This window comes from Deltaproteobacteria bacterium (assembly GCA_040223695.1).
GTDB lineage: Bacteria > Desulfobacterota_D > UBA1144 > Nemesobacterales > UBA2774 > JAVKFU01.
The window spans coordinates 563,908-579,119 of sequence record JAVKFU010000015.1 but is presented as its reverse complement, the minus strand read 5'-3'; the positions used below and the strand labels follow the sequence as shown (position 1 = coordinate 579,119).

Genomic DNA, 15,212 nt, shown 5'->3' with positions numbered 1-15,212 from the left:
CAGGACCCGCCGCTTTTTTTTTACGCGGTTTTTAATTTCAGGGCAATTCCTGTTCCCTCATCGCCCGGTGATGTAATTCTCTGTATTTCCCTTTCTATCAATTCCATAAGCTCGGGCAGAGATTCTTTTTCCTTTGCGGAGATAAGAGGTGCGTTATATATCCTGCCGAGCCTCGCGGCTTCCGTCCGGGGCGCTCTGTCCTGCTTGTTGAGTACTACCATCTGAGGGATGGAATCATAGCCCGTCTGCTCGAGTATTTTATTCACAGAGTCTATCCTTTCCCCGACCATCGGGTCGCTCGCATCCGCCACGTGGAGAAGAAGCGAAGAGCCTCCGAGCTCCTCGAGCGTCGCCCTGAAAGCGTTTACCAGTTCCCCGGGAAGGTCGCTTATAAACCCCACCGTATCCGTAATCAGTATATTTTTTCCTCCGGGCAGCCTTATCTTTCTGGTTGTAGGCGACAGTGTGGAGAACAATTTATTTCGAACGATAACGCCGCTGTTCGTAAGCGCGTTAAAGAGTGTGGATTTGCCCACGTTCGTATAGCCTATAAAGGTTACCGTGGGTATTCCCGTCTCCCTTCTCTTTTTTCTCGTATGCTCTCGCCTTTTGCTCAGATGTGATATTTCCCCTTCCAGGTTATCTATCTGCTTTCTGATACTTCTTCTTTCCTCTTCGAGCTTTTTCTCGCCAGGCCCTCTCGTGCCGATTCCGCCTCCTAGTTGAGAAAGCTCGACGCCCCGCCCCACGAGCCTCGGGAGGTTGTACTTAAACTGCGCGAGCTTTACTTGCAGTTTACCCTCGGCGGTTGTAGCGTGACGGGCGAATATCTCGAGAATGAGCTGCGTTCTGTCCATCACGTCCAGGTTCGTTTCGTCTGATATGGATTTCACCTGCGCGGGAGTAAGCTCGACGTCGAATATTATCTTTTCCGCCCCTACCTGCCTGGCGGTGAGTATCACTTCTCCGAGCTTGCCCTTTCCGATGAGGTATCGGGGGTCTATTTTTTTTCTTATCTGAATTGTGGAGCCGAGCACGGCCTTATTTGCGGACTTTGCGAGGGATTTCAGCTCTTCGAGGGATTCCTCGGCCTCCGAGCGGAATTTGGTGGAGAATCCTACAAGCAGCACCCCCTCGCGGTCCTTTTCCCCGCCCTGCTCGTAGTATGATCTTTCGAGGTCCTGCTCGACGTCCCTTATGAGCTCGTCGCACCTTACGTCCACCCTTCCCAGGTCGTGGTACTCGGACACCTCCCACTTCTTTTCTTCATGATTAGGCGGAAGGATATGAGCTAGATGGAACTTGCCGGGCCCGCCCTGATCCCTTACTTCAAGAAGGCCCAGCAAATCGAGCCTCTCGTTTACGAGCGTGACGAGGTCGGGCTCGCTCAATCTCGAATTTTTGAGGTGCGTATGGACCAATCTGTAGCCCCTGAGCCTGAACTTCGCCTCCCTCGACCTTCCCAGAAGCTCGTCGAACGGAAGCTCGTGCGAGTCGCCCAGAAAAACGACCGTAACTTTCCCCTTTCTGTCTATGAGTACGGAAATTCCCTTCTTCAGCTCGTATGTAAGCTGTGATAATGTTCTTGCAAGCTCTAGGGTGATTATTTCTTTAGGGGGGATTTTTCTTCTGTAAAGTCTTTCAAGGTTACTGAGTTCACTTCTCGTAAGTCCGGAAGTCTTTCCGTATATTTTGCTTATATTCGCGCCTCCTGAGTGTATTTACCTCTACTTTTATGATAATCATTTGCGCTAATCAGTCAAGGAATTTATGGAGTGTTCGCGGAATTTTATTGTTACATCTAGGTGCCCGCCTGAATTCATGAACCCTTTCTCTTGGAGTCTGTACGGTGATTACATAACATAGTTAGTAGTATTTTTATGGATAGTAGTGATAGTCTGACGCGATATTATGTAGGGTGAAGCATCCGCGCAGTTCCTGTACGGGAGATTTAATCTCTTCCAAGCCCTAAATTGATTCCATGCCGTAGGGCGGTGTCTGAAAACCTGATTGCTTTTAGTCGGTGGCGAAATCGCCCTCTTCCGCCTCTTCGGCTTTTTCACGGGTTTCGCTCGCCTGCCATTTGTGGTCTTTTATGTAATTGTCTATCGCTTCGTTTATTATCATGCTCAGGTTCTTTCCGTAGGCTCCGGCTATCTTCTCCAGCGATTCACATTTTCCCGAATCTATATCGAGTGTGATTTTCTTCGTTTCTTTTGCCATGGTTATCTACCCCCGTATTTTTATACTAACATATCATTCCCGTCTTCGTATAACTAATTTGAAATATCCGGCTTCCGTATCATTATATTTGCTTTTATATCTCCTCGTTCGGATTATATTGACCGCTGGTTTCACTATTGTTTTACCCCCCGTCTTCTAGGTTATAATTTGTCTCGATGATTAAAACCGATTACCTGATATTGGGGGCGGGTCCCGCGGGAAGCTGGGCGGTGAGAGGCATAAGGCAGGAGGACAAAGAAGGGCGGATATTAATAGTAGGTAAGGAGCCCAGGAGGGCTTATTTTCTTCCCATGCTCTCAAAGGGATACATACAGGGACGTTACCCCGAGGAAAAGCTCTATCTTGTAAAAGAGGATTTTTACGAAAGTAATAATGCACGTTTTATGGGCGGTAACGGGGCGGCGGCTCTCGATACGGACAAAAAGATCGTAACGCTTGAGGACGACGAACAGGTATCTTACGAAAAGCTGCTCATATGCACAGGCGGCTCGCCTTTCAGGTTCCGGGTGCCGGGAGCGGACCTGAGAAGAATCTACTATCTGAGAACCCTCGACGATGCCAGGATAATAAGGTCGGCCTCGGGAAGCGCGCATGAGGCGGTCGTCATAGGAGGCAGCTTCATCGGGGTTGAGCTCGCCGTCGCGCTGAGGGAGCTCGGTCTCGCCGTAAAGCTCCTCATGATGGAGAATTATATTTTTCAGAGCCTGATACCCGAAGAAGCGGGCCTATATCTCACGGAGCTCATGCTTGAGAACGGAGTTGAAATATACCCGCGTCAGAAGGTCACGGAGTTTCGCGGAAGGGACGGGCTCGCCGAGTGGGTTGTCACGGAAGATGGGAATATGTTTAAAGCGGATATGTTCTGCGCAGGTATCGGCCTCACGCTCAACATCGGATACCTCGAAGGCGCCGGAATAGAAACCGGGCGGGGAATAATAGTGAACGAATATCTTGAAACCAATGTGGAAGGCGTTTACGCCGCGGGCGACGTAGCCGAATTTGAAGACATAATCCTCGGATACAGGCACCTGACGGGACATATAGAGAACGCCCTTCAGCAGGGGAGGGCAGCCGGAAGGAACATGGCGGGCGCGAAGGTCGAATATGCGCAGGTGACCGGTTACGATACCGAGATTTTCGGGACTCCTCTCATGTTTATCGGAGCGCCCGATGGCGGCGAAGAGTTTTGTGTGCGAAGGGATAACGATGACCCCCGCGTTTGTTTCTCATTCAGGGGCGGGCGTCTCGCGGGAGCGCTTCTTATAAAGCCGGGCGGCAAGGATATCCGCGTGATAAAGGAGCTGGTCGGGATGAGTGGAGACGGAACTCACGGCTTTAAGGAAAAGCTATGTGCCCCTGATACCGATCTGGGCGCGCTTCTTGATAAAATTAAAGGGAAAGAAGGGCAGTGGAGTAAGGATGACCGATAATTTTTCCGATGAGATAAAAAAAATAGCAAGAAGTATGGGTGCAGGAAAAGGGGAGGATTCTCAAGGCTCCCTGCCAGCCGGAGAATCGGATAGGGAATTCGTGACGGTATTGGACCGGTTCTTCAAAATTTCGGAAGAAGGTGTGCGCATATTTAACCGTGAGTCTCAGGGGATAAGGCTCTCCATACACAAGCTTTCTCCGGAATTCCTCGACCTTTTCCTCGATATACCCGGCAGACGGGGCGGTTTTTCGATCGTATCGCCTTTCAGGATTGTAATAATTTTCGACGAGGATCCCGCCCTTATAACCGTTATAGGAAAACAGAGGAAAACGGATGGCGGGAAACTATCACCGGCAATTCAGCTTATCAAAACCGGATTTTCCGTGGGTACGGATGGAATCGAATACAGGGACAATTCGGGAGGGCGTATAGAACCCCGCGAGATTGTTCCCCTTTTTATCAGGTGGGTGTCTTCATCCTAGACGCTCAGGGATGAAGAACAACATGTGTAAGCGAGGCAAGTATGACGATAAGCGCTATCAGTACTACTACTCCGCCGATATATATGCCGCCTTCCTTCTCGCGCTCGTTCAATTCGAACATCTCCCGAAGCTCGTTCCTCTCGTTATTGTTCTCTTTCTCACTCATGACCGCAGAATTATAACGGCAAATCCGCTTTTGTAAAGCGGCCGCCGTCAACTTGAAAATATCTTTATATTTGTTAGTTTAATAATGTGATAGAGTACATAACACCTTACTTCAGACCCCCCAGCGAGGGGAAGAGTTTTATCCTTCAGGCCACTATCGGCTGCTCCCACAACCAGTGCACCTACTGCGCTATGTACAGGAAGGAGGAGCAGAAGTTCCGCGTCCGTCCTATGGACGAAATTAAGTCGATCATAGACGCCGCTAACGAAAACGGTGAGATAACCGGACGGGTATTTATCGCCGATGGAAACGCGCTGGTTCTATCGCAGAAAAAGCTTGTGGAGATAATGGGATACCTGCGTGAAAAGTGCCCGCGTCTCGATCGGGTCAGGATGTACGCGAACGTGGGGGATATTCTCCGGAAAGGGGTAGATAATCTTAAGGAGCTGAAAGCCCTCGGTCTTGATATGGTGTATATAGGCTTTGAAAGCGGGGACGATGTAGTTCTCGAGAGAATCAAAAAAGGCGCAAACCACGAGGAGACGGTAAAGGCGTCCGGGATGCTCAAGGAAGCGGGGATTATGAACTCCGCTATGGTGCTTCTGGGTATGGGGGGAGTTGGAAGGAGCCTCGAGCATGCGGAGGCCACGGGGAAGCTTCTCACCGGCTGCGACCCGGAATACGTAGGCGCTCTATCACTTCAGCTGCGTCCGGGAGCGCCCCTCTACGAGGAGTGGAAGCGGGGGGAATTCGAGCTGCCCGGAAAGTTCCAGATGATAAAGGAGCTTGAGGTGCTCGTGGACAACACGGAGCTTACGGACGGTTATTTCTTCTCGAACCATATTTCTAACTACCTGCCTATAAAGGCTAAATTCCCGAAGGACAAGGAAGAAGTGCTCCTGCAGATAAGGACCGTGCTCAACAGCGGGGATGAATCCCTTCTTCGCCCGGATTACTACCGGGACGTTATTAATCAGTATTGAAACAGTTTCTAAAATTCGTTTAATAAGGAGAATTATTATGCCGAGGATCGCAACCATATCACCCGTTTGGGGATGCAGCGTAGAGGACCTGCGCGCTCTCGCTAAAACCGCCGAGGATGCGGGTTTTGAAGGGATATTCTCACCCGAGGTGCCCCCGTTTAACGCCCTCTCGAATGCGCAGGTATTCGCCGAGGCTACCTCAAAAATCAAGGTCGGCACATGGATTACCAACATATATATGCGCCAGGCGGTAATGGCCGCGGCCACTTCGCTTACGATTCAGGAGATAACGGGCGGCAGGATGGTTCTCGGTCTCGGCGTAAGCCACAAGCCCGTAAACGACCGCTATGAAATCGACATGGGCGACCCTGTCGAGAGCATGAGGGATTATGTTAAGTCCGTCAAAGCCTTTATGGACGGGACCGCTCCTCAGCTCACACTCAAGCGTGAGCAGCCCAAGGTGCCGGTATACATCGCCGGGCTTACAAAAGGCGCCGCAACACTCGCCGGAGAAGTTGCCGACGGTCTTATGCCCTACATGTCGACGCCCGAGTACATAAAAGAATTGAGGGGATACGTCGCCGAGGGCGCGAAGAGCGCCGGACGAGATCCTTCCGAGATAGACATCACGCTCGGAATACCCTCTGTCGTATCGGATGACCTGGAGCTCGCCAGGAAAGCGGGTAAACGCGGTTTCTCCCCGTATCTGAACTTCCCGTTTTACCAGAGGCTCATGATAAACAACGGGTACGGCGACGCTATCGATAAGGTAAAAGCGGGCGAGAACCCCGCCGATGTGTTCACGGACGAGATGCTTGACTCCGTGGCTCTCATAGGCCCTCCCGAGAGGTGCCGGGAGAGGCTTGAGGCGTACAGGGAAGCCGGGGTCGATCTTCCCATCATAGTGCCGAGCCCTGCGGGAAAACAGGGCAATGTAGAGGTGATGAAGATCACCGCCGACGCTTACGGCGGATAGTTTCCTTTAGCTCAGTCGATTCAGGCGTGGAGCAGCGTGGGGGTGAATCACTGTGCCCCGATAGTAGTCTGATAGTACCTCAAGAGTTCACCAATATCCTCGTTTGGAACGGCAGGGACTATTACAGGGTTGCTGGAGACAGGATGAACCTAAAGATATATACTATCTATTTGTTATATATAGTATATGAATAATTATCTTAAACCCGTTCCACCCTTCGACTGCACACGATGTGTGCGCTCAGGATGAACGAGTTTTTGTTATTCGTTAGTCTGAATTCATTTCGTGATCATAAAGCTAGTAGAATTAATTTAATTGATTGTCAGAAAGACAATAAATTTCAACTTTGCATAAGAAGAGGGCCGGAGATTCTCACCTGCCCTCTTCTTATGTCCGATTTTATCTGCAGTTATAGTCTCTCATTGCATCAGAGGTCGCAGAGGCGCAGTCAAGACCTAAAGCTGGACGGAATCCCCGACCAGCAGAGTCTCTGCACATACATGGAGGAAGACTACTTCCACCCCCAGTTCCACCCCCGCCGCCTGTAATACCACCACCAATTGGTACGATCGGGTCATAACCATCTGTAGGTTTGTTTTGACCTCCTTGCCATTTGCCGTCTTTTAACCACATGTAATATGTCATTCCAGCTCTATTAGGGTCCTCTCTGAGCCAATTGATAGCTTTGTCTCTGTCAAATTCTTCCTGTGCTGCTCCGTAAAGCTCCACAGGTGTAGGTTGCAGCTGCCTAGGCATCTGACTTCTAATCTGCTGTCGTCTCTGCTTTAGCTTATTTATATAGTCGTGCAACTCTGCGGCTCTGTTCCTGTTGGTATTCTTGACTCTATCATATTCAAGACCTGCTTTAGAGATTTTATTATTTATTCGGCGTATCGTATCTAAATCTTGTTCATATTGCGCCAGATTCGGTGGAAGTGTCCCTGGTGGGAATACTTCTTCGGGATTAAATGAATAACCTATTGTATTGGCTGATACAGTTGTGCTTATCAATCCCAGTACAAGAAGAGATACGATTAATAATGTAAAAAGACAGCACATATTTCTTAGGCTGATGATTTTACAATTGGAACCCTCTAATTTGTGCATTGCTAACCCCTCCTCAAAGTTAATGGTCTTAAAGCGATTATAGTATAATTAAAGAAAACATGCCATATTACATAAGTATTAATATGCTTCAGAACTCGGGTCCAATATATTTTATGCTCTTTAATACTTTAGTCTGTCATAGATTTATTACCCCGAGAGTCTAAACCGTAAGAATGGTTCATTACAAGTCAGGTAAAACTGTTGATGTTAAGCAGCGTTTGTATGTAAAGTGTAATATTCATTTTCCGCCTGTATCGGTGTCCTGTATCCATGTGCCGAATGAAGGTATCTCCCGTTGTAATAAACAACCCACTTATCGAGTTCATGACTAAGCTCTCTTTCATTCCCCCACTCACTTAGCCAAAAATGCTCCTCCTTCATCATTCTTATCATTCTCTCTGTATCCGCATTCCCCTCAGGGTTGTTATAGCTTGTAAATACTTGCTCTACTTCAGTAGCGGAACAGGCTTTCATAAAGTTCGTTATTCCTCGCAACGCTCTTCAAACTCGGTGCACATTCCGTACCCGTCCCTTTTGACGCATACTTTTTTACAATCTTTTTCGCTTTCAGGTTGATCGGTTACGGACTCCGATTGCTGAGGTGCTTCTTCGCTCTTATTTTCCTGAGAGATTGCTATCCCAGCGGTGAGACAAAAAATGAAGCTCGATATTACTAAATATTTTTTCATTTTCTTCTCCTCCTCATACCTCTTTTGAATAATTTAAGCCTATCTTACAAAGCTGGTTTCGTCACTTATTACCTTGCTTACAAACAATAGGGAGCTTCGGGAAGAGTAACAGAGAGCTCAGTCATAAAGTGAATAAGTAGGTTCATATTACAACCGAAATTACCTTCACTCTATACTTGGATACTGTACGCTAGGTCAGGTAGAAGAAGAGTATTACAGTAATCATGATTCACATTTATATGCGGCTTGACAATAAGGGTACAGTACTTGATAATGACATCTAGAGTTAATTAATAAATCAAAGGAGGTTCTATTATGATAAGTAAGATTGTAACGTCAATTTTATTTGCAAGTTTAATAATCTCACAACTAACTGTTCTCACCTTAGTGGCTAAAGCCGCAGAGAACGACACAGCTGTAGTACTATGTGAACAGAAGGTAAAAGGTCAAGCTCCAACATATGACGTAGTACTAGCCGAAGTAGCTGGTAACTGCTTGAACTCCATTAGCTTACCAGCAGAGGGACAATGCGATGTTGACAGTCCGTGTGTTACTTGTTTGCAGTCACTACATAACGTTTTGCTTGAAATAGAAACGTCGGATCAAGTTTCAAATAACCGAGTTGTATATGTCTTACGTGCTACGAACGAAGTCGGCTGTCAACGATAAGTACAGGCAGAAGTGTCAGCGGAAAGAAGAAAGAAAGTAAGCGCTTAAAAGATACTGAATAAAAGTTATACACAAACTATGGTGGGAGCTTCGGCTCCCTTTTTTTATTTGACTCCAACTTGCTTTGTACCGATTTAAACCGAGATTGACAGAAGGGGAGGGCTACACTTCCGCTCTTTTTTTAACAGTCATACCCCCCCAACCTTAATCCTCCCCCTCAAGGGGGGAGGAGATAAAAATGTGATCTCTATTTATTCTATTCGGAGGGGAAGAGATAAAAGAAGACTAGTCAATTCAGAATAAGTTGAAAGTTCGGAGAGGGTTCTGCGATGTCAACGCTTCTGCTCGACCTCTAGAGTCCTGAGGCGGTTTATGGCTGCTATTATGGACAAAAATATATTTAACAATGCTAAAATTTCTTTATAAAAAAGGTTAGCAGATAGTTGTGTGATTTGCGTATATTAATTTTGTAACTCTTAATTTGATTCAGAGTCTCTCTTTAGCTCGTTCATCCTCTCTATGTGCATCTGCTTCGTAGCTCTTGGCTACAGCTCTAAGAGTTGCTGCAGTTCTCGGCCATTTGATTTCACAGATTTCTGCGTAATCATGGTATTTTTTAGCGAGGTCTCTTTCCTTTTCTCCTCCCTCAATTAACGAACGCCATACTGTACCTCTTTTATTGACTATACCTATCTCAAAACCTTCTTCGAGTTCTTCGCTTGCAATTTCCTCAATAATATTCCTTACTGGAATACACGGCCAACTGCCGTCACATTCTTCAGGGGCATGTGCGAACAGTTCACCAATTTGAACATCACATACCTCTATATGACCCGTTTCGTTACATATTTCGCGGGCTTTCTTTACCCAATCAACAAGTTCATGTTCGTTAATAGTATTATTGTCAAGGGTTCCTGGCAATGTTTTCCAGTTGTACAGCAAGGTGTATGCGTTAGTAGCTATTGCACTTTGTTCTTCAGTCGGCGGTTCACCTAAATCTGTTTGTTCGTTACGGGAACGGTAAATCTTAGAAAGAATGAATGCGAAAAATCCGGGTTCAGTTTGTAAAGAGTTCTGCAAAGTCTTTGGAAATACATCTCGCCCATCAAGGAGATTAAGATACCTCCATTCTAATCTTGCTAATCTCTGCACATCGATGTCTGGATCAGATTGTAACTTCTTGAACAGTTCTTGAATCTCAAACCCCAAGTGACCTGAAATACCTTGCTGCAGATGGGCGAGAGTTTCCATTATAAGGGATGAATCTAATTCACATTTCTTAAATAACGCCATATTTATGACATCAATAGCTTGGTTAGGTCGTTTATGTTCAATTAGCTTAGAGACAGCATATTCCACATTCTCTTTTTTGGCTTCTCGGCAAAATTCGCTAACGTGACTCCAATAGTAATCGCTTACTTCTGGGCTAAGTTCGGATATGATATCCCATGTTTTTCTATCAAATCGCTGAAGAGAAATCAGAAACTTACCTGCTTGTTCAGGTGTCCACTGGTTGATGGGTAGCCTCTCAACCCACTCCCAATTATCTCTATTCTTTCTCCTGAGGCATCCAAAAACATATCCCCGAGCAAAATCGGCTATTTTTGTATTCTCGGATGAAAGATATTGTGGTATGATATCCAAATCGTTCTGTACCATATTAGATTTTGCTAGAACAATTCCTATATCTCCCGGCGAATCCACATCTTTTGCAAGTTCAATTATTCGAGGTAGTCCTTCCTTAGTGAGGATTTCCTCTAGTGCCTGTGTCCGTGATTTGAACACAGCTTCCTCATACTTGTCTAATGAGTCCCTGGGGGATTGGTCAGGTATATGAGGATAATATTCGAAAAGCCATTTGTGCTTTGTAAGTAAATCCTCTGACTCAAAACGTTTCTGTATTTCCTCGACACTTTCGACAGTTCTTGCGGGTAATGCCCAATTTGTATCGGAAAAACGCCTGTGCTTTGACACCTTTTCTCGAAGAGTTTCAGCAATAAGCTGCTTAGCGTTTGCATCGAATTTCATTAAGTCGAACTTTCTCAAACTATTCAGTAAACGATTCTGTGCTGACGGAGGAAAGTGTTCAAACTTTTCAATTAATTGAAGCCACTTGTCAATATCTGTCTCAACAATCCCGAGTAGTATTTCAGCACATGCATCTACTTGTTGGTAGTAATCTTTCATAGGAACACGATCTGACCAATTCAGTGACCAATTGTGCCACATGGGACGATGTGTCAAGTTCGTAAAACCCCTATACTCAGGCAAAAGACTGAGCAACAGTTGCCATCCAACACTTGAAAACTTTTTTGTAATTTTCTTTAAAACTGTTATTCGATCATCCACAGATGCAGTAGTTTGAGGGTACCAAGGTAAAAATATCTCTTGTAGACTGTTCATTGGATTATTTCCTGATCTTACATTAGGTGTAGCTTGAGCTAATATTGCCAGCATCTCACTCACGCTAGTCAAATAGCTACTATTCCAAGCGAGAGCCTCAAGTGCCCAAAGAAGCCCTACATGGGGTGGGGAAGAGAAGAAAGGGTCACCCTCAGCAATAAATAGTTTTAGCACTTGAGGGTCCGATGTTTTTAAATCTCTATCCAATGATTTCAAAAATGCATCTGGACTTGCTTCAGCTAAAATAGGTAAGAGGTCGGACAATGACGCCCAACGTTGCCATCTAGCGTCTTTGGCAAGAAGTTTCTCTATTACACTTTCAACTCGTCTCTCAGGTGGAGGTGAATCCGTAAGTAAGTGAGTAGGAGGTATAACTCCCAGAAGTGCTAGTGTCTCAGCAATACCTTTTCGTAGCTGGTGTGAGTACTTAGGTGTCTTATCATAGATTGCTGCTCGCCATCTTTCCTCAGGCGGAAGTTCAAACTCAGGATTTTCTTCTCCTAGTACTTCAACTGCTATCTTTTCAAACTGCTTAAGTTTTGTCAATGTGAGATATGGTGCTAGAAGAGTCCATGAATCATCACGTGATACAAATCTCCAATTATCAAGTGCTTTCATAAGTGGTGCGTCCTTCCCTTTTTGCCGTCGGTTGACAATTTCCTCTACTCTGTCATAAGGCTGGCCAGATAGCTTCTCGATAATCTTTCGGTCCGCCTCATGTGACTCATTCCATCCTCCGAGAAGGAGAATCGGAACTAATTCCGAAGCGGCATCAGGATTTGCCCATTCTGGTATCTTAACACTAGAAAGACGGGCTATGCGGCGTTTTAATACAGTGAGACTTCCTCCTGACTCTCGGGCTATTCTTCTTGCTTCCTCTCTTTTAAGACCTGATGATTCAAGTGTTTTTTCTAGTTCAAAACGGTATACTCGTGAAAGCCGGTTATTTCTCTTTTTTGGATCATTAGTAATTTCATTCCATAAGAGCATATAATGACCTCTACGCCGTGCCTCCGCTATAAGCTCCTCTTCAACTTCGATAGACGGTCTAGGAATCAGAACTATCGGATATTCCGATGAGATAAGTGTCTGCCATGCTTCTTTGGCACCCACAATAACTATCTTGTGAGCATTGACTTTGTTGCGTTCATTCTCATCCAGACTCTCGATAAATGCAGCAACAAAATCGAAAAGTTCATCAGGGGACGATGCCTCAAACTCCATATGGGATGGAGATCCCACAAGCCAATTTTTTAATGCTTCTATGTTTTTCTCACGCGTGATTAGAAAAATATCGGGTCTAAGAGTCGGAACAGTAAGTAGTTTAAGATTTTCCCAATGTACTTCTATATCAGTAACACCATCTGGACGCGAGAACCATGCATCGACTACAGGGGCAATTTCTAACCATTGCTCGATGTTCGACGAATCATATACACGCACATCCTTCCATATGCCAAGTTTCTTTTTTTCATTAACCCATTCGTTTTTTCTTGTCCATTTTCTAGGTGTGACAAAAACAAATACTGTCTCTTTTTGATTGAAGTCTTCCGTATTGGTGCTTCGTTTCTTGAAATCATCATCAGCCTTGCCTTTGATGTCTTTGTCAACTCCCATTTCCCAACAGCTTTGTCCATATGGGACGAAGGCATTACCTTTTTCAGTTCGGATCATTCCATCCCATCCAGGACGTCCTACATCTTCACCAGCGGGAAAATCCATGAAGTCTATCGAATCAATCGTTGCATGAATTAGACGACGAATTAACTGTGGAAGACTCGAACGTGCATCCAATGTATCGGCCCATCTTTCTAATTCTGTTGCGCTCGTCCATGGGGTTCTCCTTCTCGTTTCTATTTTGCTGAAAACTTTTGGAAGCTTGTCTGCTAGTGTGGGATTCTCAGCTATATCATGGGGAATTCTTCGGGTTTCTAATGCGGCAAGAACAAAAAACTGTTCCCATTCAGGGGTATCAGGTTTAAGATTGAGTGCTCTCGCATACTCTTCTAAACTATCTTGTGTCTGAGGGGGTTTGAGTAAGCCTCTTTCAAGACGGCTGATGTTACCATGATCGAATCCGTGTTCTCTAGAAAACTCGCGCAGATTCATTTTGTTTGACTTTCTCAGTTGCCTGAAGAACTCACCAAAACTTTTTTTCATACGTATATCCCTCTTTGAATGGCGTTGTAAATATTATACACCATTCTATAAGAAAAATCAAATTTGTTGTAATATTAATACAACGGCAGGGGCTCTTGTCCTTATGTTCGCTAGATAAATATTAATATTGGGAGCAGGTTAGGATTGTATGTGTCAGAAATTTTCTGTCACTTCTGCTCCACACTTAGCGTTCTGAGCCTGTTAATTGCAGCCGCAAGCTCGATCTTCCTGAACTCCGCATAGTTCCCGGAGATGCTCCTGCCTATTACGTCCAGACCGTCCCGTCCTATATCCATCATTACGAGGCTCGCAACCTCTCTGAGCGTCCTCCTGCCGTCCATATACTTCTTCGCGTGCTCTATGGCGTCGCCAAGCGCTGTTGTCTGGCACATATCCACGAGCTGCTCAAGGGCGCCGAGATCGATCCTGCTTTTACCGTATACTATCGAGCGAAGCCCTTTTACGGAGATTTTTACGTCCCTCTTCCCCTTTTTCGGATTCAGGCTTTCCGGTTTGGGTATACGCTCCGTAACCCTGCCGAAATAATCGTCCGCCTCCCTTTTTCTCCCGCTTGCGAACCTGCCGGCTATTTTCAGCGCTTCGTCGGTTACGTCATACGGTCTATATTCGGTCATGCATATTACGTGGTCCGAGACGTCGAAATAGTCGCCGGACGCACCCAGTACCAGCACGGTGGATACGCGCTGATCGGTATAGAGGCTCCTCACCCTGTCTATGAAAGGAGTTATAGGCTCCTTATCCTTTGAAACAAGCTCCTGCATCCGGTGGTCCCTTATCATGAAATTGGTTGCCGATGTATCTTCGTCTATAAGCAAGACGTCCGCCCCCGCTTCGATGGATTCCAGTATGTTCGCCGCCTGCGACGTGCTCCCGCTCGCCTCCCCGGTAGAGAAAGATTCCGTGTCCCTGCCGTAGGGAAGGTTCGATATAAAAGGGGTGATATTTACCTTCTCTATTCGCCTCCCGTCCTCGGCCCTTATCTTGACGGCGTTAGCGCTGGTAACGGCAAGCTCTCTCCCGTCTCCCGGAATATGATTGTATACTCCCTGCTCGATCGCCCGCAGAAGTGTGGACTTTCCGTGATAGCCTCCCCCTACAATCAGCGTGACCCCCTTGGGTATCCCCATCCCCGACACCTGCCCCCTGTTCGGAAGCTCTATATCCATCCGCAACGAGGGAGGGGATTCGAACGGTACCGCTTCCTCCGCGCTCATGGGCTCGGGACTTACGCCGCTTTTCCTTGGCAGTATGCTCCCATCGGCGATGAAAGCTATATAGCCCAGCCCTTCCAGCTCCGATCTCAGGAAATCCGCGTCCTCTCCGGTCTCTACATGCTCATAGAGGGTCTCTCTGTCGAGATTCCCGAACATAAGAGAAAAACGTATTATTTTCGGCAGCTCCCCGAAGAACATGGCCTCAGCGTGCTTCCCGGCAACCGTTCTGCCGAACGCCGGGAGCCCCATCGCGAACCGCGCTTCGACGTATAAATGTGTGACCGCTATCGAGGAACGCTCCAGTATTTCCTGCCCCGGCCCGCTGATTTCTATTAGGCCGCTTTTACCGCTCCCCCTGCTGCGGATAGAGAATTTTTGAGCGGCGGAACGGAATTCGCGCGCTATGAAGTCCCTGAGCGCGATTTCTCTGCTCCGGCTCTGAAATGTGTCACGCGGGAAACCGGCCGTATCCTGATAAACCCTTACCCTCATTCTGCTCGGTGAGGCGAAGGGGTCCCCCTGCACATGGTCGATATACAGCACGAATCCCTCAAACCCGTATTCGCCCCCGATGTCCTTGTAGGCCTTATAACCCTTACCGTCAATTCTTTGAATTGTTTCCTTCAGATCGCGCGCGGTTTTCATAGGGGTTTGAATACTATTTTA

Annotated in this window: 13 protein-coding genes; 5 read left to right on the top strand and 8 right to left on the bottom strand. The window is 46.6% G+C overall.

Going from position 1 to position 15,212, the window contains the following annotated elements; genetic code table 11:
* Positions 1-20: 20 nt before the first annotated feature.
* Positions 21-1,421: a GTPase HflX gene (gene hflX, locus RIG61_06920; GenBank protein ID MEQ9618890.1), complete on the bottom strand. Its 1,401-nt coding sequence runs from the start codon at positions 1,419-1,421 to the stop codon at positions 21-23.
* On the opposite strand from hflX, the gene RIG61_06915 reads away from it, so the two are divergent.
* Positions 1,413-1,577 carry a hypothetical protein gene (locus tag RIG61_06915; GenBank protein MEQ9618889.1) on the top strand — a complete coding sequence of 55 codons (165 nt, stop codon included), beginning with the start codon at positions 1,413-1,415 and terminating at the stop codon, positions 1,575-1,577. The two genes, hflX and RIG61_06915, sit on opposite strands and share 9 nt — an antisense overlap.
* Before the next feature lie 439 nt (positions 1,578-2,016).
* Here the strand turns inward: RIG61_06915 and RIG61_06910 are convergent, their stop codons facing one another.
* Positions 2,017-2,223 carry a CopG family transcriptional regulator gene (locus tag RIG61_06910; GenBank protein ID MEQ9618888.1) on the bottom strand — a complete coding sequence of 69 codons (207 nt, stop codon included), beginning with the start codon at positions 2,221-2,223 and terminating at the stop codon, positions 2,017-2,019.
* Between the two features lie 176 nt (positions 2,224-2,399).
* On the opposite strand from RIG61_06910, the gene RIG61_06905 reads away from it, so the two are divergent.
* Both RIG61_06905 and RIG61_06900 read left to right on the top strand, forming a co-directional pair.
* The gene (locus RIG61_06905) at positions 2,400-3,674 is read left to right on the top strand and encodes an FAD-dependent oxidoreductase (GenBank protein ID MEQ9618887.1); all 1,275 of its coding nucleotides are present in this window, start codon (positions 2,400-2,402) and stop codon (positions 3,672-3,674) included.
* Positions 3,664-4,158, top strand: a complete 495-nt coding sequence (locus RIG61_06900; protein MEQ9618886.1) for a hypothetical protein — start codon at positions 3,664-3,666, stop codon at positions 4,156-4,158. The genes RIG61_06905 and RIG61_06900 overlap by 11 nt, the downstream gene beginning before the upstream one ends.
* Positions 4,159-4,162: 4 nt before the next feature.
* On the opposite strand, the gene RIG61_06895 is transcribed toward RIG61_06900, so the two are convergent.
* Complete coding sequence (locus tag RIG61_06895; protein ID MEQ9618885.1) at positions 4,163-4,324, bottom strand: hypothetical protein; 162 nt, start codon at positions 4,322-4,324, stop codon at positions 4,163-4,165.
* A gap of 86 nt (positions 4,325-4,410) precedes the next feature.
* On the opposite strand from RIG61_06895, the gene RIG61_06890 reads away from it, so the two are divergent.
* Positions 4,411-5,307, top strand: a complete 897-nt coding sequence (locus RIG61_06890) for a radical SAM protein (GenBank protein MEQ9618884.1) — start codon at positions 4,411-4,413, stop codon at positions 5,305-5,307.
* Between the two features lie 37 nt (positions 5,308-5,344).
* Entirely contained in the window at positions 5,345-6,283 is a 939-nt protein-coding gene (locus tag RIG61_06885; GenBank protein ID MEQ9618883.1) for an LLM class flavin-dependent oxidoreductase, read from the top strand.
* 399 nt (positions 6,284-6,682) lie between these two features.
* Here the strand turns inward: RIG61_06885 and RIG61_06880 are convergent, their stop codons facing one another.
* From RIG61_06880 to RIG61_06860, 5 genes are all read right to left on the bottom strand, one after another.
* A complete protein-coding gene (locus RIG61_06880; GenBank protein MEQ9618882.1) occupies positions 6,683-7,390 on the bottom strand; it encodes a hypothetical protein in 708 nt (235 codons plus the stop codon).
* 207 nt (positions 7,391-7,597) lie between these two features.
* The gene (locus RIG61_06875) at positions 7,598-7,864 is read right to left on the bottom strand and encodes an integrase core domain-containing protein (protein MEQ9618881.1); all 267 of its coding nucleotides are present in this window, start codon (positions 7,862-7,864) and stop codon (positions 7,598-7,600) included.
* An 8-nt stretch (positions 7,865-7,872) separates the two neighbouring features.
* Positions 7,873-8,079 (bottom strand): hypothetical protein, encoded by a 207-nt coding sequence (locus RIG61_06870; GenBank protein ID MEQ9618880.1) that lies wholly within the window; start codon positions 8,077-8,079, stop codon positions 7,873-7,875.
* A gap of 1,155 nt (positions 8,080-9,234) precedes the next feature.
* Positions 9,235-13,311 (bottom strand): helix-turn-helix transcriptional regulator, encoded by a 4,077-nt coding sequence (locus tag RIG61_06865; GenBank protein MEQ9618879.1) that lies wholly within the window; start codon positions 13,309-13,311, stop codon positions 9,235-9,237.
* Positions 13,312-13,478: 167 nt separating this feature from the next.
* Positions 13,479-15,191 carry an ABC-ATPase domain-containing protein gene (locus tag RIG61_06860; GenBank protein MEQ9618878.1) on the bottom strand — a complete coding sequence of 571 codons (1,713 nt, stop codon included), beginning with the start codon at positions 15,189-15,191 and terminating at the stop codon, positions 13,479-13,481.
* Positions 15,192-15,212: the final 21 nt, after the last annotated feature.